We start from the raw sequence: 20,466 nt of genomic DNA, 5'->3' as shown, positions 1-20,466 counted from the left end.
TGAGATCGAAGGCGGGACATCCCGCCGAACGGGAGGAATAGTGCAGTGGCGATCGATCCGGCCCGGATACGGAAACGTGCGATAGAGGCCGAGCAGTCTGGCCGGCGCTTGCTGAGCGTCGATGAGGCTGAGCAGGCGTTGCGCGCGCTGGCCGTGGTGGTCGAGCAGGAGCAGCCGTCTGGCGATCCTGTGGTGCTACAGGCGAGCTGACACCAACCGCGAGGGCGGGCATCTTTAAGATGCCCGCCCTTTCGCGTGCCCTGACCTGCGAAAATTGCCCCAAAAAATGTAGCCCAAGATCACCATTGCCGCTAGAATAAGAGGAAGCGGGCGGGAACCGGACCGCCCCGATACGGCCTCTTGGAGCGAGCCATGACGATCACCACCCTCCCCATCGACCGGATCCATCGCAACGAACGCCAGCCGCGCGAGTTCTTCGAGCCCAACGCCCTGCAGGAGCTGGCCGACTCCATTAAGAGGTTCGGCCTCATGCAGCCGATCGAGGTCCGCCGCGCCGGCGACAAGTACGAGATCGTCGCCGGCGAGCGCCGCTGGCGCGCACACCAGCTCGCCGAGCTGTCCGACATCAAGGTCATCGTCACCGACGACGACCTCACCGAGATGGAGCGGTTCAAGCGGTCGGTGGCCGAGAACATCAACCGCGCCGACATGACCCCGATCGAGGAGGCCAAGGCGTTCCGCCGCATCCTCGACGAGCAGGAAGGCGCCGAAGCCAAGGACGTGGCCAAGGAGTTCGGCAAGTCCGCACAGTACGTGATGCTCCGCCTGGCGCTGCTGAACCTGACCGAGGAAGTGCAGCAGCACGTCAACTCCGGGGCGATCGGCACCCAGGCCGCCGTCCAGATCGCCGCGCTCACCCCCGGCAACCAGGCCGCCGTCCTCAAGAAGTGGGCGGGCGGCGCCTTCGCCGGCGACAACGAGCTCGTCCACTTCGCGTACGCGCTCAAGCAGCAGCAGAACCAGGTCGTCGCCATGATCGTGGAGGAGCTGTCCCCCGAGGAGCGCGAGGAGCGGCAGCGCGAGCGCACCAAGACCCGCAGCAACATCGACCGCATCGAGCGCACGCTCGGCCTGCTGGAGGAGCTGGCCAAAGCCGACCCGATGAAGCTGGCCCTGGCCCTCGAGGGGGAAGTCACCAAGCGGCTGGAGCAGATGGACCGCGTTGCCGACGCCGTCGCCAAGGCCCGCTTCAACATGCGGCAGGCCAAGGCCCACGCCGACGCCCGCGAGATCGCCCGACTGAACCCCGACGCCGAACACCAGAGCCTCGCCGACAAGGCCAAGAAGGCCCAGCCCAAGCCGCCCGCCAAGACCGCCGCGGCCCGGCCCACCATCCCGAAGCCGCAGCCCCCGGCGAAGAAGGCCGCGTCCGTGCCCAGGTCGAAGGCCCCGGCGAAGGCGGCCACGCCCAAGCCGAAGGCACCGGCCAAGCGCGTCGCCTCCGTCAAGTCCTGACCCGAACCGGCCCGCCTCGCCCGGGGCGGACCGGGCCCCGTTCCCACCACCGAAAGGAACCACTCGTGAGCGACACCACCGGCCGCGACTGGAAGCGCATGACACCCGCCGAGTTCGGCCGCCCGGTTAAGCCCAGCCAGGACGCACTGTTCCTCACCAGCGAGACCGACGCCTGCGGTACCGACACCCTCGACGGCTTCGGCTTCGGCGCCCATCTGTTCGGCGACCAGTCCGACACCGGTCGGCTCACCGACTACCCGCGCCGCGCGGTCGAGCCCGACGGCACCGTGCACGCAGCCCGCTTCACCGGCTGCCACACGTTCATCACGGCCTGCGCCGCCTATCCGGCCCCGGCGGCCGACCGCCTGGAGTGCCGCAGCGACCGCCAAGTCACCTGCAGAAACTGCCTCCGCTAGATGTGCCACAACACTCGAACGTGTTATGTTCTGCTCGCTGAAGGGGAACGGCTGCAGTCGCGGGACCGGCCTCTCAGCACTGCCGTGGCACGCGGCATCCCCCAACGGTGTCTGGCGGGTGGCAACCCCCCCGCGCCCTACCCGCCAGACGCCGGCACCGCCCATGCGGCGCCACAAGGGGACGCCGCACCACGCAGCCGCGAACGGACCCGCCCAGGCCACCCAGCCAGGCGGGTCCCCGCGTGCTCAGGAGGACCCACATGACCGACACCTATCGCAGCGAACACGCTGCAGACCCCGCCCTGTTCGAACGGCTGATGAGGGAACGGTACGGACCGCTGTCCAAGGTCCTGGCCGAACGTACGCGCCCGTGCCCGCCCTCACCCCCACCCCGGAGACGACCCGCCATGCCGGCCATCTACACGCCCAAGCCTGATCCCGACGCGGCACGGCACTTCGCCGATCTGTCGGAGGCGGTAGGCGCTCCGAGCGTCCGCCCCATCCCGGCCGACATCAGCAAGCGCACCCCACCCGCCCCGGGCATGACCTGGTGCTACTCGTGCGACGGCTGGTGCACAGACCAGGGCATCTGCGGCTGCAACGACGCCTAGGCAAGCGGCGTGCGCTACTTCCACGGTGGTGTCCCCGGGCTGAAGCCTGGGGACCTCCTCACCTCGCATCCCCCGTACGTCGTCGCCGGCTGCACGGTCTGCCGGGCCGGCGCCCAAGGCCAGACCGCCACGATGGGCGACGGCCAGGCCGTCGACCCGTCCACCGGCCGCCCCGACCGCGTCTACATCACCACCGACCGCGAGTACGCGCGGTTCTACGCCTCCCGCTACTGGTACGGCGACCTCTACACCGTCGAGCCGGTCGGCGAGTTGGAGCTCTCCGCCGAGGACCCCTGGCCCACCTGGTGCGTGCCCGCCGCCCGCGTCGTGTCCGTGTACACCCGGGCCGTCCAGCTCACACCCCATCAGCGCCGCACCCTAATGCGCCGCTGGGCCGCAGCGGACAGGACGCGCGGTCGGTGACCGCCGCCCGTCCCGGCAAGGAACGGCCGACCGCCGACCAGGTACGCAACCTGATCGGTCGCGCCGAACGCCGCCAGCTCACCCCCGAGGAGGCCATGCGGCTGCGCGCCGGCGTCGAGCACCTGATCGCCAGCCAGGCAGACCTGGCCCTCCAAGACGGCCAGCCCACCAGCGCCCCGCACAGCCTGCGCCTGGCCTGCGCCGCACTGCCCGCCGCCGACAGGAACTCCCCATGACCGTCTTCCCGCTGGACGAGCTACGGGCCGACACCCCGTGCGAAGTCCTCCACGCAGCAGCGCCGTTGGCGCGGCGTCTCGCCGACGAGCCCGCCGAGGCCCTGACCGCCGCGCGCCGCGAACGCAATCACCTCGCCGCGTGGCTGGCGGCACTCCACCCCAGTGTCCTCGCCCCCGCACCCGACGCCGGCGACGGTTGGCACCGGCTGTTCCTGCGCGCTGGGGGCTGGCAGTTCACCTGGCCCATCCCGCCCGCCGACCTGCCGCTGTTCGACCATGTGCGGAGGGTCCCCGCCGGCGATGTCCGCGCGCGCTGGGACGGGCACACCATCGCCCAGATGTACCTGCGCATCCGCACCCACACAGCAGTGCTGGGCATGGGCAACGGCATTAGCACCTGACGTGCGACCAGCAGCAGCACCGCCGCCATCACCAACAGCAGCCGATGGCACCGCTGTTGCTCCTGCAGCACTCGAACAGCACCGCTACGGTAGGCAGCACAACCCGACAACGAGACGGCCCCCGACGGTGAGGACACACCAGCGGGGGCCTGAGCAGCAGGAGAGCGAGCCTCCCGTGCCTGACCCGTACCGTACCGTGCTGGCACCACCCAGCCGCACCAGGATGACCAGAGTGCTGGTCACCGCCGTCTTCCTCGCCGCGGTCGCCGCGTTCGAATCCGTGGGCTTCCGCCTGTCGTACGAGGCCCTGCACCGCGTCGCGGTCGACAACGCGGTCCCCGAGAACAGCGCGTGGATGTTCCCCGTCCTGGTCGACGGCGGGATCGTCCTGGGCTCCATCGGCGTGGTCCGCGCCTTGGCCGCCCACCGCCCCACCAGGCCGTACTGGGCCGTCACGGTCGGCTTCACCCTGGTGAGCTGGGCCTTCAACGTCTCCAACGCCCCCCGTACGGCCGGCGGGTGGGCGGTCGCCACCGTCGCGCCGCTCGCGCAGATGGTCGCCCTGGAGATGGGCATGCAGGAGCTGCGGGCACTGCTGCTGCAGGCCGACGCCGAACCGGCACCAGCACCCGAGACGGAGGCAGCGCCAGCACCCGAAGCAGCACCATCACCCCAGCCGCAGGCAGCACCAGCACCCAGGGCAGCGGAAGGCAGCACCGAGCAGCAGGCCGACGATGACGAGCAGGAGCAACCGGAGCCCGAACAGCACCGGGCCGACGACGAACAGCAGCCTGACGGCGACGAGCAGCAGTCCGGCGACGACGAGCAGCAGGAGAAGTCGGGTGGCAACGGCGCGCCGCAGCGCCAGCAGCGCCAGCGGGCCCCGCTGCAGCCGGACACCAGCAGGGCCTGGCCGGTGCTGTACGAGGCGTGCAGCACTGAGGAGGAGCGCATCACCCTCACCCGCGACGCGCTTCGGGACCGGCCCAAGCTGACAGCACCGCAGTGGGCCGTCGACATCGGCAAGGGCGAGACCCGGGCACGAGACCTGCTTCGCGCGGCCCGCAAGCCGGCCGCCGACGTCGAGCCGCAGGCGCAGTTGGAGCTGCTGAGCGCCTGATCCTCTACTCTGGGCGGGCGTAGGGCGCGGGGGAACGCTCCTACACGAAGGGCTCCTGCTGTGAGTGCTGCGCCCGCCCGCATTCCCGAGTCGCTGCTGCCGCTGGCCGTCCCGATCGACGACCTGACCGAGTACTACCGCAACCCACGCAGCGGCGACGTCGAGGCCATTGCCGAATCGCTGCGCGTCAACGGCCAGTACAAGGCCATCGTCGTCAACCGCGGTTCCCACACCGGCCGCCCCAACGAGATCCTGGCCGGCAACCACACCTGGGCCGCCGCCAAGCAGCTCGGCTGGGAGCAGATCGCCGCGACGTTCATCGACGTCGGCGACGAGGACGCGGCCCGCATCGTTGTCGTCGACAACCGCACCTCCGACCTGGCTGGCTACGACAGCGAGCTGCTGGCCGACATCCTGGAGGAGCTGCCCAACCTGGAGGGCACCGGCTACGACCAGGACTCCCTGGACAAGCTGCTCGACCACCGGGCGCTGCCGGCGACGATCGACCTGCCCTCGGACGGGCAGGGCACCGGCGCCATGGCCAAGTTGGAGTACCTGCAGTGGGGCTACCTGCAGTGGTCCAACATGCGCGTGCAGATCACTGCCGCCGAGGTGGAAACCCTCAACCAGATCTACGAGCGGTACACCACCGAGAACCGCGGTGACCTCGGATTCGGCTGGCACCTGCTGCAGGAGGCCCACACCGAGACCGCCGAGGCCCCCGACGTCGAGGTGAAGGCCGGGCCGGACACGGACGCGGTCGCCGGCGACGACGCCGACGAGGTCGAGGCCGACGACGACGGCTACGAGGACAACGAGGACTCGGAGGACGAGGACGCATGAGGACCATCGCTCCCAAGACCACGTTCTACGAGGCGTACCCGCTCGCCGACCTGCAGCCCGCCGACTACAACCCGCGTCTGCTGAGTGACGAGGCTTTCGCGCGGCTGCAGAAGTCCATCGGGCACCACGGCATCGTCAAGCCGGTCATCCTAAATGCGGACGGCACCCTGGTCGCAGGCCACCAGAGAACCAAGGCGATGAAGGCGCTCGGCATCACGCACACGCCGGCCGTGATGCTGGGCACGAAGGTCCGCCTCACCGACGAGATCCAGTTCAACCTCCTGCACAACCGGGTCGAGACCGAGGCGAGCATCGTGTACGCCCAGCCCGGCCCGATCGGGCAGTGGTGCTGGATCCCGTGGGAGACCATCAACGTCGCCAACTCCCGCAACAAGCCGTTCCAGCAGGCCATCTCCTACATGACCGGCGGGCACGGCGCGTGGGGCAGCGTCGTCATCGACGACCAGGGGCAGATCGCCCTCAACGCCGAGTACGCGGTGGTGGCGGCCGCGAACCATTTTGACGTCCTCGCCTGGACCTGCGCGAGCCTGGACGCCGCCGAGCTCGTCGCCGACCTCACCGGCGAGTACGGCGTCTACGACTGGTCCGGCCTCGAGGACCAGGCCCCGGTCTACAACCAGCACATCGTGCAGCCCAAGCGGCTGCGCCAGTACAGCTCGCTGAAGAAGCAGGGGAAGCTCGCCTACAAGAGCGAGACGTGGGAGAAGCTGGCCCTGCCCCGCCTGCGCAAGGCACCCCACTTGCGGGTGGTCGACTTCGGCGCCGGGCACGGCGACTACGCCAAGAAGCTGCGCGCCGACGAGGGCCTCCTGATCGACGACTACGAGCCGTACCGCACCACGCCCGGCAAATACGCCGTCGACATCCAGGGCGTCGTCAGCATGATCCGCACCATCGAAAAGCGGGTCGCCGAGCACGGCCTGTACGACATGGTGGTCCTCGACTCCGTCATCAACGCCACCACCTCGCTGGATTACCAGCACTGGGTGCTCACCACCGTGAATGCGCTGTGCCGCGCCGACGGCACGGTGTGCATCGGCACCCGCAACCTGCTCGCCGAGCTGAACTTCGAGAAGAAGCAGCACTCCACCAGCCGGCACGACTCCACCCGCCTGTCCTTCCTCGACAAGGAGAACGTGGACATGCGGTTCATGCAGGGCAAGTGGATGCGCATCCGGTACCACACCCCCGAGACGCTGCAGGAACTGCTTGAGGCGTACTTCGGAGAGGTGAAAGTCGCCGGCCGGTCCAACGCCACGCTCCGGGCCGTGTGCCGGAACCCGCTCAGGCTTTCCGACCTCGATTACGAGAAAGCCCTGGACGAGGAATTCAATATGCCTTACCCGAACGAATTCCGGCACGGCCGCCATAAGCGACTTGTGGAAAATTTGGTAAAATTGGTGAAGGAAAGGGAAAGTCCCTAGCGTTCACCAAGAGGGGGGATTCAAGTAATTCCGCAACCGCCCGTTCGGGTCGGTCTCGAAAGCGCCGCGCCATACCTGATCATGTGGCTGGCCGGGATTCGCAACGTGAACCTCGACCGCCACTGTCTGGAATGCTTCGGCACCTCCGACCGCCACCCGGTCAACTCGCGGGCGCCCCGACAGAGTGTCACCCTGCCGGCGGAGAACCCGCCGCTGGTCTGGTACGTGTGCGCCCTTCCCCACCCGTGGGACTGGGCGAAGAACGCACACCTGGCCTTCGAGTACGCCGAAGGCCACCAGTGGGAAGGCCCCGCCCTCGTGCAGGGCCTCAAGGTGAGCCTCGAAAACGCCCGCCCGATCACCGGATGGGGCGAGCACTCGATACCCGCCTGGGCCCGCCACCGGGGCTCGTGGAGGTACCGAACCTGCCGCAACTGGCAGTTCGCCTGGTGGCTGCGAACCAACCGCAGCGCACCCGACGCACCGCCCGCGGTCTGGCAGCCGCCGGAAGATCCGAACGCACCCGAGCAACTGACCTTCCCGTAGGCCAAGCGGCCCGGCGGCCCAACCAGGGCCGCCGGGCCTTCTGCACGCCAAGCCACTACGGTCGCAGGGGCCCAGAGTGACACTGATCGGAAGGACCAGATGTGACCGACCGCGCCAGCCAGCGGCAAGCCGCCCTCGACGCCCTGATGTCGGGTTGGCAGTCCGAGGGCGGGGGCCGAACGGATCACCTCCTCACCGCGCTCACCCACGCCGTACTGGCGCTTGGCGAGACGCCGACTGCCGCGGCCCTGACTGCGCCGGCGAGCGACGCCCCCCGCGCCATGCAACTCCTCTCCCTGATCCGAAGCGTGGGCGGCGACTGGGACAGCAAACGCGCCCTCGCCGCCTACAAGGCGCTGGGGATCAAGGCGGACGGCAGTCGGGTGCTTGATGCCAAGACCGCCCGCCAAGACCTCATCGCCCTCGCCGACGCCCGGCTGATCGAGCGCGTAGACGGCAGCAGCACCTTCACCGCGCTCAAGGACTGACGGCGCCCGACGTACCGTCGAACCCGCGAGCGACACCAGCAGCATCCCCGAGCCGCAGCCGGTCCGCCCCTGGCGGCCGGAAGACGGGCCCTGGCCGAAGGTGCGCACCTACCCGCGCATCGACGGCCCCGCCCTGCAGGTGTGGTCGGCCGGCAAATGGCGGTGGGCGCCTGTCCTCGCACGACAGGACTGGGCAGACGGCCGCGTCTTCTACCAGGTGTCCGTCGACCTCACCGGCTCGACCACCGTCACGATCCGCCTCTACGAGTGGCCCCAGCCAGGCCTGCGCGCCGCGCCGCAGCCCACCCCCGGCACCGGCAGCGGCGACACCACGCAGACCCCGCCGACCGGCCCCGCCTGAACCCGGTCAGCCTCGCCAGACCCGGCCAGGATCTTGCAGTGCCATCATGAGTGGCGGCGTGGGGGCGCGCAGCAGCGAGAGGATCCTGCCGGTGGGACGCCCCGACAAGGCCGCGCGCGCCGCCATCGCACAGCGGCGAGCGGACGCCATCGACCTACGCCTGGCCGGTGTGGACTGGCTCACCGTCGGCCGCAAGCTCGCCGCCGACCCCCGCATCAACTCCGACCGGGTCGCCTACCCCCAGGGCTACGGCATCGACCGGTACAGCAAGGGCCTCGAACCGCCCAGCGACGACCAGCTCATCAACGCCGCCTGCAAGGACGTCCGCCAGGCCCTCAAGGAGCGCACCACCGAGCAGGACGAGAAGGCCGACGAGCTGCGCGCCGTGGAGAATCTCCGCCTCGACCGACTGTTCTTCGTCGCCTACCGCCAGGCCGTGAAGGACGGCGACCTCCCCGCCATCGACCGCGCGCTGCGGATCATGGAGCGCCGCGCCCGCATGAACGGCCTCGACAAGCCGTCCAAGACCGAGATCGTCACCCCGGCCGCCGAAGGCAGCGAACTGACCGCCGTCGCCCTCGACGAGCTCGAAGCCCTCATCGACATCTCGGAGGAGGCCGCGCATGGCTCGGACGACTAGCGCCGAACGCGAAGCCGCGCTGCTCGCCGCCTACCGCCGCAAGCCGCCGGCCGAGCGCCGCGCCATCGCCGCGAAAGCCTCCCCCGAGCTGCGCGGCCAGCTCGCCCGCATTGAACGCCTCATCGCCATGGACGCCTCGCCCGGCGCGCTGGCCGCCGTCCTCACCGAGCGCCGCGAGATGCAGGCCCGCCACCTCCACCTCATCGACCAGGCGTGGATCGACATGGCCGAAGGCCGCGCCGACCGCGTGATGATCACCATGCCGCCCCGGCACGGCAAGTCCCGCCGCGCCTCCCGCTGGGCACCCCTGTGGTACCTGCGCCAGCACCCCGACCGCCGCATCATGATCGCCTCCTACTCCGGCGACCTCGCCGAAGAGCACTCCCGGTGGATCCGCGACGCCATCGAGACATGGGGCGACGACCTCGGCATCCACCTCAACCCGTCATCGCGGGCGGCGATGCGCTTCGACATCGCCGGGCACCAGGGCGGCCTCGTCGCAGCCGGCATCGGCGGCAGCCTCACCGGCAAGGGAGCCACCATCGCCCTCGTCGACGACCCCGTGCAGGACATGGCCTCCGCCGACTCCCCGTCCATGCGCCGCAAGACCTGGGAGTGGTGGCAGTCCGTCCTGCAGACCCGCCTTGAACCCGACGGCGCGATCTGCGTCATCCAGACCCGCTGGAACGAAGACGACCTCGCCGGCCGCATCCTCGCCGACGCGCAGGCCAACGAGTGGAAGATCATCGACCTGCCCGCGCTCGCCGACAGCGACACCGACCCCCTCGGCCGCACGCCCGGCGAACCGCTGTGGCCCGAACGCTTCGACGCTGAGCACCACGCCACCACCCGCCGCCGCGTCGGCGAACGCGTCTGGGCCGCGCTCTACCAGCAAAAGCCCCGCCCACCAGAGGGCGGCGTGTGGCAGCGGGCCTGGATCACCGACCACCGGCTCACCACCGTCGAGTTCGGCGGACTCGACATGGCCCGCGTCATCGTCGCCGTCGACCCCGCCGGCGGAGAGTCCGCGATCGGCGACGAGACCGGCATCATCGGCGCAGCACGCGGCTACGACGGCCACCTGTACGTCCTCGAGGATCGCTCCGGGAGCATGGGCGCGAACGACTGGGGCCGCACAGCCTGCCTTCTCGCGCTCGCCCTCAAGGCCGACGCGATCGTGGTCGAGTCGAACTACGGCGGCGACATGGCCCGCCAGGTCCTCTCCCAGGCGTGGGAGCAGCTACGCCGCGAGGGCTCCACGAACGGCGCCCTCATGCCCCGCGTCCTCGAAGTCACCGCCAAGGTCGGCAAGCGCCTGCGGGCCGAACCGATCGCGCAGCTCTACGAGCAGGGCCTGGTCCACCACGTCGGCGCGCACGTCGCCCTGGAGGACCAGATGGTCACCTGGGTCGTCGGCATGGACAGCCCCGACCGCATGGACGCCGCCGTCCACGGCCTGACCGAACTCGCCGACCCCGACCAGCTCGCCGCCGTCGCCGGACACATCCACGACGACCGCCTCGGCGGACGCCGATAACCCCTGGAAACGGCTTCATAAGGTCAACGGCCCAGCCAGACCGAGTCGGATGACTGAGAGCGCGGGGTCGTCACGAGCTGATGTGAACGCCGAACAGCCTCTCACCTGCGCCGGTTGGACTTCACATCCCCGCCATGTAGCCTCGCCTCCAATCGAGAGACGGAGAGACGTCATGGTGGCACGGCTGGACGTGACATATGGGGACAACGGTGAGCGGGAGCATGCCGTCGAGAACTCCGACGCACTGGCCCGAGCCTTGGTGGCGGCGGTGCGTGGTGAGAGAGGTGCTGAACCATCAGCCGAGACGAAATTCGCTGAGTTGCTGCGGGACATCGTCCGCGCCAGCCGGCTGATTAAGTACTTGGAGGAGTGGCGAGAGCTGGTAATCGTGCAGGCAGACATGCTGGATGCCGATGCAAGCCGCGTCAACCTCGGAACGGCAGCGGGGATGTCCCCGTCGAAGTTGTACAGGATTTTGGAGAAGCACGGTCGGCCCAAGAACCGTACGCCGCTGACGCGTCTGGATCTTGTGGAACATGCCATCACCGCCGAGGCTGGCGAGTGGACCCCGGCACGTGTCATAGAGACGCTGGAGAGCTACGGCTTCGAGACGGATGACAAGGGTGCACGATCGCTGCTGCGAAGCCTGAACAGGGAGAACGTCCTGGAGCGTAAGCCCGGAGTCGGGGGTCGCGCGATTTACCGGATTCCCGGGGCAGGCCGGGAGTGGTTGTACGTCCTGGACCCGAAGCTGGACACCGTGGAGGGAGGACCATCGACTCCGGCGCGGGTGTCGAAGCTGGCCAGCGAGGAGGTCGGGCCGAGGCGCTGGTGGCTGGGCCGAAAGCTCAAAGAGATGAGAGCCGGTGACCGGTTGTGGATCTACTTTGCCGCACCGGAGAAGAAGATTGCTGCCATGGCCGAGGTGTCCTCGGAGCCGTACCCGGCGCCGACTGGTTCGGAAAAGCCGTACCTGGTCCAGGCGACACTGCATGCTAAGGCGACTGAGGCGCTGCGGAAGAATCCGGTGAGGCTGGAAGCGATGGCGAACCAACACCCTCAGGGATGCGTCGGCCTGGCCGACGCGGATCTGGCGCTGGTGCTGAAGCATGCGGCTCTGTAAGACGCCACCCGTGCACAGCCGGGTCCCGAAAGCGGGCCCGGCTGGTAGCCTTCCGGCCCATGTCGATCAGGGGGAGAGTGATGGTCGCGGCCCTCATCTGCGTCGTCGTCGGCGGCGGCGTCCTGCTGTGGCCTGGCTCGGATGAGGCGCCCACAGCACCCACCTCGCAGCAGATCAAGGCCTCCGCGCAGGCCCGCCTGGATGCCTCGACGGACGCGGGGCGCGTCGCTCGGGCGAACCTCAAGGCCACCGCTAAGACGCCCAGCGAGGAAACGTGCCAGGCCGCGTGGGACAACCTGCTGCCGTCGGAGCAGAAGCCGCTACTGCGCGGGACGTGGATGCACGCTTGCGTGGACCCCGCCGCCCCGTAACAGCACAACCCTCAGCGTGCGTTGACTCTTCCTCGGCTGCGTCAAATCGGGCGCCGGTGGGGCAGAGTGCGGTAGTAACCTGCGGGCATTGTTCGGGCTTGGATGCTGGGGGAAGCACGTGATCGTTCGCCACAGGGTGCCGGAAGGGATGCCGCGTCCCACGGGCGATGAGGGCCAGGCACTTCTCGATGCGGTCTGGCTGCACTTCAGCGCCGCCCGTCAGTGGCCGACTTTCGATGAGATCGATCGCAGGCTGCACCTGAAGGGTCTGGTCTTTGAGCAGGCCGTCCAGCAGCTGTGTCCGGCGCTGTTGCGGGGCCTGAACCGAGATATCTCGCTGCTCCCACAGGGCACGCAGCTACTGGAACTGACGATCGCTGGCGTTGCGAACACCGAGGGCGCGTCTGTTATTAGCGTTTTCCTCGGCATGGTGCGGACAGCGGCCACGATCGAGCCCCACTTTGGGCGGGGCGAGGAGCAGCCATCGCTGAGGCCCCAGGACCTGAGGTCGACGGACGGCATCGACGCCGGGCTGCTGACTAGCGAGGTTATGTACGCCGCAGCTGTGATCGGCGTGCACGAGCCCTGCTTCACCGGTGGCGGCTTCAGCCATGGGGCGAAGGATTGGACGCTGTACTTCGACCGGGGCATTAGGCCGTTCGCTGACGTGCGCCAGTTGGAGGACTACTGGAAGAGGCGCACGCAGGTGCTCGGGGCACCGCGAGTAGCGGGCGACAATCTGCCCTTCGCGGACCTGCGGACCGACTACGACTACGTTGCGCCTTGGCCGTCAGGAGCGCCAGCCGTGCCAGCCCCCGCCGAGGAGTCGCCGAAGACTCTGACCGTCGAGTGCGTTCTGCACCCGCTGATCGCGGAGGTGACCGCCGATCGGTTTGCCAGCGGCTTCTACCGCGACGCGGTAAGTCGCGCGTTCCAGGCAATCGAGAACCGTGTGCAGGAGTTGGCCGCCAGTAATGAGATCGGGGAGAGGCTCATGGGCATCGCCTTCGGCGCGAAGCCAGGCCCCCCAAGGCTCACGGTGACCCGGTCCACGGGAGGCTCGTTGGAGAGCGAGCAGAACGGCATGCAGTTCCTCTTCAAGGGCGCAACTGGCGCGCTGCGGAACCCTCGGATGCACGGGCCGGCTGAGGAGGACGACCGCGACGAGGCCGAGGAGATGCTGGTGTTCGCCAGCTTCCTGATGCGGCGCCTGGACATCGAGGACGACAAGCGCAAGGCCGCCGCATCACCGCCGTGATCCCACGCTGCCTCTAAGCTGGCTGCGGGCGCGGGGCCCGCACGCCTGGAGGGGCAGCCGTGAGGCACCTGCGTGAACTACTTATCGATGCCTGGTCGTGGCTCAACTACAAGCAGGCGATGGCCCATCCCGCCCGACCAGGGCATCACGCGTTCCCCGAGCTAAACACCTCATGGGTTCCCGCCGAGGAGCTGCGCCGCCTGGCCGCGTACAAGTTCCTCGCGGCGTACGACTCCAACCAGGCAGGCCAGTTGGCCTCCGTCACCAGCGACGACAATCACGGTGTGGAACGCCGCGAGCTGGGCGACCCGTCCAAGCTGATCGACACCACCCTCAGCTACCTGCTGGGCCCGGAGCAGAACATCGTCGTGGCCGGGGCCGAGCACGCCGACGACGGCGGCGTGACGAGCCTGGAAGCCGTCGCAGCGGCCGCCCTGCAGGAGCGGCTGCGGTCGTGGGCGGTCAAGGAACTGCTGCCGCTGCGTATGCAGCAGGCCGAACGGTGCGCGGTGCGCAGCGGCGACGCCGTCTACACCCTGGCGTGGGAGCCCGCCAAGAGGCGTGTGCTGCTGCGCACCTACGACCCCGGCTGGTACTTCCCCGAGTGGGACGAGGGCGAGCAGGACGCGCAGGAGTACCCGCGGCGCGTGCACTTCGCGTGGGAGCTGGCCGCCGACCCGGTGCGCGGCCTGAAGGACCGGGTGCGGCGCATCACGTACGAGCTGGGGCCGATCGGGCCCGCCACCGCGCCCGGCCGTACTGCCGACGGGCGTGCGATCCGTGAGCAGGTCGCCGGCGCGGACGGCGACCCGACGCTGATCGTCGGCGACACCCTCGACCCGCTCACCGGCACCGTGACCCGCACCTACCCGTGGGCGCCGGGCCAGCCCTCGGCGACGACGTGCTACCTCACGGACGCCGAATGGCTGCTGGAAGACCTCGGACCCGCCCACGACGTGTTCAGCCTGCCCCCCGGGAAAGCCGCCTACCGGGTGCGCTCCGACGGCCAGGTCCTCGACCGACTCGACCTCATGGTCGACTTCATCCCCGTGGTGCACATCCCGAACTCGATCCCGGACGTCGGCGAGCACTGGGGCAAGCCCACCCTGGCGGCCGTGCTGCAACTGCTGGACGAGCTGCAGGCCACCGACACCGACAGCGCGTCCGCATCCTCGACCACCGGCACACCCATCGTGGCCCTCGCCGGGGCGCGGCTCCCCATCGACCGCTCTACCGGCCAGCCCCTGCCCGTACGGGTCGAGGCGGGCACGGTGTGGCAGTTGGCCGACAACGGCCGCATGGACACCCTGGACACCTCGGCGCAGCTCGCCGAGCTCCGCCAGCGCGTCGACCACCTGCTCGACCGGCTGGCATCCAACACGCGCCTGACCGCGGCCGGGCTCGGCAGCCTCGACCCGGCGAAGCTGCCCAACGGGTACTCGCTGCAGATCGCTCTCGGCCCGCTCGACTCCCTCGTCTCCGGGATGCGGCTGGCCCGCGACCACAAGTACATGCTGCTGCTCCGCATGGTGGACCGCCTGCACCAGGCCGGGCAGGAGTGGCCCGCCGGCGAGTCGCTGCCCGCCCGCATCGTGTGGGGGGCGCACACCCCCACCGACCGGACCACCGTCCTCAACGACGTCGTGCAGGGCTTCGAGGCCGGCGTGTTCTCCCTGGAGACCGCGGTCCGCATGCTGCAGGAGGCCGGATACCCCATCGAAGACATCGCCGACGAGATCGAACGCATCCAGAAGCGGGCCTTCGACCAGGCCGCCCGCCTCGCCGACGCCACCGGCGACAACGCCGCGGTGCGCGAGTACCTGGGCCTGCCCGAAGCCGACCCCGTGCAGCAGGTGCCGCTCATCGACCCGGCCAAGGCCGACCAGGCGGGCGCGCAGGACGGGCAGCCGGCCAGCCCGCCCCCGGCGCAGCCGCAGGCGCCCGAGCAGGTGCCCCCGCCCGGAGCGACCGGCGCGGTCGGCGCAGGAGGCCCTGGCCCGCGGTGACCGAAGCCGTCTTCACCGACTGCGGCTACGGCATGATGAACGTCATGGGCCAGCAGATCATCAAGCAGCCGGACGGCCGACTCGCTGTCTTCGACACCGTCAGCGACTCCTTCATCGTGGTCGACGCGGATGCTGAGGAGATCACCGAGTGGCGTGCCGAGGAAGCGGCAGAGGCGGCGCGTGAGCGCACCAAGGCGGAGCTGGCCCGGGTGCTCGACGAGAGCAACGATCACCCGTACCGCCAGTTCACGCTGACGTGGGAGGAAGCCTCTCGGCGGGACCGGAGGAGCCCGGCCGACGACAGATGACCTTGGCTGGAGCGACCGGCGCGGTCGGCGCAGGAGGCCCTGGCCCGCGCTAGGGCGCGCTGCTCCCGGACTGCCTGGCCTCCACGCTGTTCCACTCATCTGCAAGCTTCGGTGGGAGGTTCTGTGCGGCGCTTTCGTCCAGCCAGCCCTTCACACCCCCGGGATATGCGCTGAAGGGCTTCTTGTTGGCACGCTCCGCCTCGGGCTCCAACCTCTGGGACTCCTCCGCCTCCGGCTCATCTCGTGCCCCGGCCTTGGGATGAGGCTCCTCCGGTTCGTGGCCGCCCTCAGGTTCCTCACGTGCCCCGCCGCTCGTAATTGGGCGCGGAGGTCGCGGAGGTGGCGGAGGCTGCGGGGTAGGCGCGCCGTCGCGGAACGGGCCCGGCCTGTAGTAAGGCCCTGACTCGGAATAGGGCATTGGCGGAAGAGCTTGGATACCGCCGCGCCTGCGGCTGAAGAACTGGTAGATGTCCATGCCAGCGTGGATCGCGGCAGCCTCGGCAGGCGACGCATTGGCCACCATGTGCCGCACGTCATCGTGAAACGTCCTCAACCGTTCGGAGACGGTGGCGTAGAACGAGGCGGTCTTACCCTGCAGCAGGGTCCCAAGTGCCTGCTCGGCAGCGGATCGCAGAGGCCGTACCTTTGCGTCGAACTCGGCCAGCGCGGGGAAGTCACCTCGTTTGGCGTCGTCGACGACCTCTTCCATGTACAGGCCATAGTCAAGCGTTGCTGCGCGGGCCTGAGAGATGGTCTGCCGCTCAGCATCCTGCTTCTGCCTGTCCTGGACCACGAGTGGTCCCCCGAAGCCTCCAGCGGCACCCACGACTGCGCCGATGACGGCCGCCCAGCCAGCGTCCACGGAACGCCTCCTCACCCGTAGCCCTGCTCGACGTCACACTACGAAGGCGCTGACCTGACAGGCGGCAGGCATGCCAGCGGTTGGGCCGGCCGGGTGCAGGCCCGTTGCCGGGCGCTGGCCTGTGGCTACACTGATCGACGGCGCGGGGGCGCTGCTGCTGGAGGACTGGATCCGCATGGACAGGCTGCTGCCCGACCCCCGTACGCCCGTCGGTTACCGGCGCGACGGCCGCCCCATCTTCCCCATCCTGGGCGCGGACCCCACCGACCCGTCCAACCAGCAGATCCCGCCCGCCCCGCCCGCCGACCCGGCAGGCGCGCAGCAGGGCCTCGGCCAGGAGGAACTGTCCCGGCTGCTGGCCCGCGAGAAGCAGCAGGGCGAACGCGCTGCCGTGCGCCGGCTCGTCGAGCAGTTGGGCTTCTCGAAGGCCGACGACCTGACCGCGTTCGTGCAGCAGCAGCGCGACGCGCAGCAGGCCGCACTGTCGGAGCTGGAGCGCCGCGAGCAGGCCGCCGCCGAGCGGGAGGCCACCGCGGTACAGCGTGAGCAGCAGGCCGTCGCCCGTGAGCGGGCCGCTACGCGCCGCGCCGTCCTCGTGGGGCTCGGTGCGACGGGAGCGGATCTGGCCGACGCCGAACTACTCCTCACCGTGGAGGACAACGCCGACGAGACGGCCCTCACCGAGGCCGCCGCCGCGCTGAAGGCGCGCAGGCCCGAGCTGTTCGGGTCGTCCACCGTCGTGGTGCCGGCAGCCGCGCCCGGGGGTTCCCCTGCGGGCGGTCCGCCTCCGCGCGGCGCGAACATGCCGAAGCCCGGCTCGCACGGCGCCGAGATGGCCCGCCAGCGCGGATTCCTGGCCAGCTCCTGAACTTCCCACCGGCGGGTCAAGGCCGGACGTACGGGGACCACGCCCCATCCCGTGGACGACGCCACCGCCCGGTGAGCGGACGATCACCGTTTCGTCACGTCCACGGGAGGACTCATGACCGTTCAGCCGGTCACCACCACCCTGAACCTGACGGCCGACCGGTCCTGGCTGCAGAGCAGGCACGGCACCGATTCGGTCGACTCGATCACCCTCGACATGTCCACCTTCACGTCGGGCACGCACTACAAGCCGTCGACGGACACGAGCATCCCCTACTCGCGGTTCCTGTCCGGCATCCCCGTCGGCAAGATCACCGCTTCTGGCCTGTACGGCCTCTACCAGACCGGCGCGACGGACGGCCGGCAGAACCTGGCCGGGTTCGTCTTCGCCGAGGTGCTGTTCGCGCTGGCGCAGACGAAGGTCCCGGCCGCGCTGCTGTGGCACGGCTCGGTGATCACCGCGAAGCTCCCGGTCGCCGTCACCGCGGTCGCCCCGTCTGCCACCTGCCAGATCCGCTTCGTGTAAGGAGGCCCTGCAGATGACTGTCCAGGACCTGATCAAGGACATCACCACGGCGGACCTGACGACGTTCGCCCGCTACATCCCCACCCCTGCCGACTTCCTGCTCACCCAGACCGTGTTCGCCAAGGTCTCGGTCGAGGACGTCATGTGGCGGATCAAGCAGACCGGCCGCTACGTCAACGCGGCGAAGTACCGCAGCTTCGACGCCTCGGTGCCGTTCGCGGACCGGCAGGCGTGGCAGACGTCCACGCAGGGCATGCTGCCCGCCCTCGGCCAGAAGCTGATGGTCGGCGAGGTGGAGCTGCTGCTGCAGGAAGCCTCCCGTGGCCAGGATGCGTCCCGGCTGGAGCAACTGCTGTACGACGACGTGGAGCGGCACGTCGAGGCCATCAACTCCCGGCTGGAGCTGGCCGCCGGCGACGTCCTCACCGACGGGAAGTTCTCCCTGACAGCGGAGAACGGGCTCACCCTCGACGTCGACTTCAGCGTGCCGGCGTCGAACATGCCGACGGCGCCGAAGGTGTGGTCCGACCCCACCTCGGACCCGATCGCCGACGAGCTGGGCTGGATCTCCTACCTCGACGGCATCAGCGCGCCCATGCCGGAGATGGTCCTCACCTCGAGGCGCGTCTACTCGTACCTGGCGGGCAACAACGCCTACAGGGCGGCCTACTACGGGTCGGTGAACCCGTCGACCACGCCGACGGCTTCGCTGACGCCGCAGCAGATCAACGTGGTCCGCGACAACTACAGCCTGCCGCCGATCACCCTGTACCGGGCGCAGGTCCGCGTCGACGGCACCTCCACGAAGTGCCTGCCCGACGACCGGTGGGTGATGCTGCCGCCAGACCGGTCGAAGTGGGGGCAGACCCTGTACGGCACCACGGCGGAGTCGCTGGTGCTGTCGCAGGGCGGGAACCCGCAGATCACCCGCAAGGACGCGCCGGGCCTGATCATCACGCGCGGCGGCCAGGACGACCCGGTGCAGCTCTGGACCAAGGGCGCGGCCGTGGCCATGCCGATCCTGTACTCCCCGGACTGCCACATCACTGCGAAGGTGCTCTGACATGGGACGACGACTGGCAACGGCGGTGCACCTCACGCACCCGGAGACGCACGAGCCGCTGATCCTGCAGCCCGGCGACGAGCCGGACGAGGCGCTGGCCGCGGTCATCACCAACCCGGGCGCGTGGGAGCCCGACGAGGACGAGACCGAGGGTGGCGACGGCGGCGAGGGCGAGAGCGGCCCGGACGCCGGCGGCAAGGCCGAGCCGAAGACGAGGCAGCGGGCGCGCAAGCAGGCCGACGAGTAACCCAGCCAGGCCCGGCCCGGCACCCTTGTTGGCGCTCCAGGGGTGCCGGGCCGTACCGCTACCCGGAAGGACCGCCCGTGGATGCTGCCGTTGTGGCCTGGCTCCTGGCGCAGCTCGGCCCCACCACCGACCAAACCGACCTGCAGGCCCGCTACGACCGGCTCGGCGCCGCGAGGGCCGTCGCTCTGGAGGTGCTGCACGAGCGGCGTGCCAAGCTGCTGGCCGAGCCGCTGCAACTGACCGTGAACGGTGTCGCCACCCTCGACCAGTCCGCCAACCTCACCGGCCTGGAACGGCAGATCGCCTCCGTGGAGGACGCGACCACGCCGGACGAGCCGAACGGCGGGGACACCCTGGTCATCGCCCCGCTGCAGTCGGCGCGCAGCCGGCGGCACCACTACCCGCCCTGGTGCCCCTGATGGCGTACGAGTTCCCGCCCCTGACCCCAGGGGATGCGGCCGTTGTGGCGGCGCGTGTCGCCGCGGTGTTGGACGACGCCTGGCAGCGCCTCGCCGACTACCAGGCCGCCGTGATCGCCGCGATCGGCGACAACGAGCGCACCCGCATGGTGGCCGACCGCATCGCCCAGTTCCAGGCCGCGATCGTTGACTTCCGGCAGCGCGCCGACGCCGAGGCACGCGCGTTCGTGGCCCGCCAGCTTCCCTACCTGTACGAGCAGGGCGCGCGCGCCGCAGCCGAAACAGTGGGCGGGCACTTCTCGTGGACGCTGATTCACACCGAGGCCCTGCAGTCGCTGGCCTCGGACTCCTACGCCGACTTCCTGCGCCGCTCCGAGGAGGCGCAGCGCATGGCGCAAGTGTTCTACCGGGCCGTACGGGACGTGGCACGCCGTGAGGTGCCGTTGCTGGCCTCCGGTCACACCACCGCCCTGCAGGCCGCGAAGGCTCTCGCCGACCGGCTGGCGGCCGAACACCGGCTCGCCTACGTCATCTACCGCAACGGTGCCCGCATGCCTGTACGGGCGTGGGCGGAGGCCGCCACGCTCGCGAAGTCGGCGGTCGCCTACAACGCGGGCACCCTCAACCGGGCCCGCGAGGCGGGCGTGCAGTGGATGGAGGTGTTCGACGGCGCCGACTGCGGCTGGTCCAGTCATCGGGACACTGACAAGCCGAACGGCACGCTGCGGACCGTTGAGGAGGCGGCGGCATGGCCGATCTCCCATCCCCGCTGTCGGCGCGCCTTCGGCGCGCGGCCGGATGTGCGTATCCCCAAGCAGCCGTATCTTTCCGGCTGATGACACGCTTCGAGTAGGCGATGGCCGCTGGGTAGTG

General features: G+C 69.7%; 27 protein-coding genes. 26 read left to right on the top strand and 1 reads right to left on the bottom strand.

Annotated elements, in window-relative coordinates; translation table 11 throughout:
- Window positions 1-45 precede the first annotated feature (45 nt).
- The 20 genes from VKA29_RS19065 to VKA29_RS18970 all read left to right on the top strand — a co-directional run bounded on the left by VKA29_RS19065 (window position 46) and on the right by VKA29_RS18970 (window position 15,609).
- Window positions 46-210 (top strand): hypothetical protein, encoded by a 165-nt coding sequence (locus VKA29_RS19065; RefSeq protein WP_324787072.1) that lies wholly within the window; start codon window positions 46-48, stop codon window positions 208-210.
- A gap of 162 nt (window positions 211-372) precedes the next feature.
- Window positions 373-1,476, top strand: a complete 1,104-nt coding sequence (locus tag VKA29_RS19060; protein WP_324787071.1) for a ParB/RepB/Spo0J family partition protein — start codon at window positions 373-375, stop codon at window positions 1,474-1,476.
- Between the two features lie 65 nt (window positions 1,477-1,541).
- The gene (locus VKA29_RS19055; protein WP_324787070.1) at window positions 1,542-1,892 is read left to right on the top strand and encodes a hypothetical protein; all 351 of its coding nucleotides are present in this window, start codon (window positions 1,542-1,544) and stop codon (window positions 1,890-1,892) included.
- 260 nt (window positions 1,893-2,152) lie between these two features.
- On the top strand, window positions 2,153-2,503 hold the full coding sequence (locus tag VKA29_RS19050; protein WP_324787069.1) for a hypothetical protein: 351 nt from the start codon (window positions 2,153-2,155) through the stop codon (window positions 2,501-2,503).
- A 9-nt stretch (window positions 2,504-2,512) separates the two neighbouring features.
- Window positions 2,513-2,926 carry a hypothetical protein gene (locus VKA29_RS19045; protein ID WP_324787068.1) on the top strand — a complete coding sequence of 138 codons (414 nt, stop codon included), beginning with the start codon at window positions 2,513-2,515 and terminating at the stop codon, window positions 2,924-2,926.
- Window positions 2,923-3,162 carry a hypothetical protein gene (locus VKA29_RS19040; RefSeq protein WP_324787067.1) on the top strand — a complete coding sequence of 80 codons (240 nt, stop codon included), beginning with the start codon at window positions 2,923-2,925 and terminating at the stop codon, window positions 3,160-3,162. Before VKA29_RS19045 ends, VKA29_RS19040 begins: the two co-directional genes overlap by 4 nt.
- Window positions 3,159-3,563, top strand: a complete 405-nt coding sequence (locus VKA29_RS19035) for a hypothetical protein (RefSeq protein WP_324787066.1) — start codon at window positions 3,159-3,161, stop codon at window positions 3,561-3,563. The genes VKA29_RS19040 and VKA29_RS19035 overlap by 4 nt, the downstream gene beginning before the upstream one ends.
- Window positions 3,564-3,738: 175 nt before the next feature.
- Complete coding sequence (locus VKA29_RS19030) at window positions 3,739-4,683, top strand: DUF2637 domain-containing protein (protein WP_324787065.1); 945 nt, start codon at window positions 3,739-3,741, stop codon at window positions 4,681-4,683.
- A 60-nt stretch (window positions 4,684-4,743) separates the two neighbouring features.
- Window positions 4,744-5,526 (top strand): ParB/RepB/Spo0J family partition protein, encoded by a 783-nt coding sequence (locus VKA29_RS19025; RefSeq protein WP_324787064.1) that lies wholly within the window; start codon window positions 4,744-4,746, stop codon window positions 5,524-5,526.
- A complete protein-coding gene (locus VKA29_RS19020; RefSeq protein ID WP_324787063.1) occupies window positions 5,523-6,971 on the top strand; it encodes a ParB N-terminal domain-containing protein in 1,449 nt (482 codons plus the stop codon). Before VKA29_RS19025 ends, VKA29_RS19020 begins: the two co-directional genes overlap by 4 nt.
- 105 nt (window positions 6,972-7,076) lie before the next feature.
- Window positions 7,077-7,517, top strand: a complete 441-nt coding sequence (locus VKA29_RS19015; RefSeq protein ID WP_324787062.1) for a hypothetical protein — start codon at window positions 7,077-7,079, stop codon at window positions 7,515-7,517.
- A gap of 101 nt (window positions 7,518-7,618) precedes the next feature.
- On the top strand, window positions 7,619-8,005 hold the full coding sequence (locus VKA29_RS19010) for a hypothetical protein (protein ID WP_324787061.1): 387 nt from the start codon (window positions 7,619-7,621) through the stop codon (window positions 8,003-8,005).
- 100 nt (window positions 8,006-8,105) lie between these two features.
- A complete protein-coding gene (locus VKA29_RS19005; protein ID WP_324787060.1) occupies window positions 8,106-8,366 on the top strand; it encodes a hypothetical protein in 261 nt (86 codons plus the stop codon).
- Between the two features lie 46 nt (window positions 8,367-8,412).
- On the top strand, window positions 8,413-9,006 hold the full coding sequence (locus VKA29_RS19000) for a hypothetical protein (RefSeq protein WP_324787059.1): 594 nt from the start codon (window positions 8,413-8,415) through the stop codon (window positions 9,004-9,006).
- Window positions 8,990-10,543, top strand: coding sequence for a terminase large subunit domain-containing protein (locus tag VKA29_RS18995; RefSeq protein ID WP_324787058.1), 1,554 nt, complete (start codon window positions 8,990-8,992; stop codon window positions 10,541-10,543). Before VKA29_RS19000 ends, VKA29_RS18995 begins: the two co-directional genes overlap by 17 nt.
- 172 nt (window positions 10,544-10,715) lie before the next feature.
- Window positions 10,716-11,666 (top strand): EVE domain-containing protein, encoded by a 951-nt coding sequence (locus VKA29_RS18990; protein ID WP_324787057.1) that lies wholly within the window; start codon window positions 10,716-10,718, stop codon window positions 11,664-11,666.
- 59 nt (window positions 11,667-11,725) lie between these two features.
- On the top strand, window positions 11,726-12,037 hold the full coding sequence (locus VKA29_RS18985; protein WP_324787056.1) for a hypothetical protein: 312 nt from the start codon (window positions 11,726-11,728) through the stop codon (window positions 12,035-12,037).
- Between the two features lie 118 nt (window positions 12,038-12,155).
- A complete protein-coding gene (locus VKA29_RS18980) occupies window positions 12,156-13,295 on the top strand; it encodes a TIGR02391 family protein (protein ID WP_324787055.1) in 1,140 nt (379 codons plus the stop codon).
- Window positions 13,296-13,354: 59 nt separating this feature from the next.
- The gene (locus VKA29_RS18975) at window positions 13,355-15,301 is read left to right on the top strand and encodes a hypothetical protein (RefSeq protein ID WP_324787054.1); all 1,947 of its coding nucleotides are present in this window, start codon (window positions 13,355-13,357) and stop codon (window positions 15,299-15,301) included.
- Window positions 15,298-15,609, top strand: coding sequence for a hypothetical protein (locus tag VKA29_RS18970; RefSeq protein ID WP_324787053.1), 312 nt, complete (start codon window positions 15,298-15,300; stop codon window positions 15,607-15,609). Before VKA29_RS18975 ends, VKA29_RS18970 begins: the two co-directional genes overlap by 4 nt.
- Window positions 15,610-15,658: 49 nt before the next feature.
- Here the strand turns inward: VKA29_RS18970 and VKA29_RS18965 are convergent, their stop codons facing one another.
- Entirely contained in the window at window positions 15,659-16,471 is an 813-nt protein-coding gene (locus tag VKA29_RS18965; protein WP_324787052.1) for a hypothetical protein, read from the bottom strand.
- 121 nt (window positions 16,472-16,592) lie between these two features.
- Between VKA29_RS18965 and VKA29_RS18960 the strand changes: the two genes are divergently transcribed.
- The 6 genes from VKA29_RS18960 (at window position 16,593) to VKA29_RS18935 (ending at window position 20,429) form a co-directional block, all read left to right on the top strand.
- A complete protein-coding gene (locus VKA29_RS18960) occupies window positions 16,593-17,339 on the top strand; it encodes a hypothetical protein (RefSeq protein WP_324787051.1) in 747 nt (248 codons plus the stop codon).
- A gap of 114 nt (window positions 17,340-17,453) precedes the next feature.
- Window positions 17,454-17,864: a head decoration protein gene (locus tag VKA29_RS18955; protein ID WP_324787050.1), complete on the top strand. Its 411-nt coding sequence runs from the start codon at window positions 17,454-17,456 to the stop codon at window positions 17,862-17,864.
- Window positions 17,865-17,877: 13 nt separating this feature from the next.
- Window positions 17,878-18,927, top strand: a complete 1,050-nt coding sequence (locus VKA29_RS18950) for a major capsid protein (RefSeq protein WP_324787049.1) — start codon at window positions 17,878-17,880, stop codon at window positions 18,925-18,927.
- A gap of 1 nt (window position 18,928) precedes the next feature.
- Window positions 18,929-19,174 (top strand): hypothetical protein, encoded by a 246-nt coding sequence (locus tag VKA29_RS18945; RefSeq protein ID WP_324787048.1) that lies wholly within the window; start codon window positions 18,929-18,931, stop codon window positions 19,172-19,174.
- A 77-nt stretch (window positions 19,175-19,251) separates the two neighbouring features.
- Window positions 19,252-19,593, top strand: coding sequence for a hypothetical protein (locus tag VKA29_RS18940; RefSeq protein ID WP_324787047.1), 342 nt, complete (start codon window positions 19,252-19,254; stop codon window positions 19,591-19,593).
- Window positions 19,593-20,429: a hypothetical protein gene (locus VKA29_RS18935; RefSeq protein WP_324787046.1), complete on the top strand. Its 837-nt coding sequence runs from the start codon at window positions 19,593-19,595 to the stop codon at window positions 20,427-20,429. The genes VKA29_RS18940 and VKA29_RS18935 overlap by 1 nt, the downstream gene beginning before the upstream one ends.
- Window positions 20,430-20,466 lie beyond the last annotated feature (37 nt).

Origin of the sequence: Streptomyces sp. H51 (assembly GCF_035656535.1) — a bacterium.
GTDB lineage: Bacteria > Actinomycetota > Actinomycetes > Streptomycetales > Streptomycetaceae > Streptomyces.
This window is presented reverse-complemented; position numbering and strand designations above follow the sequence as displayed.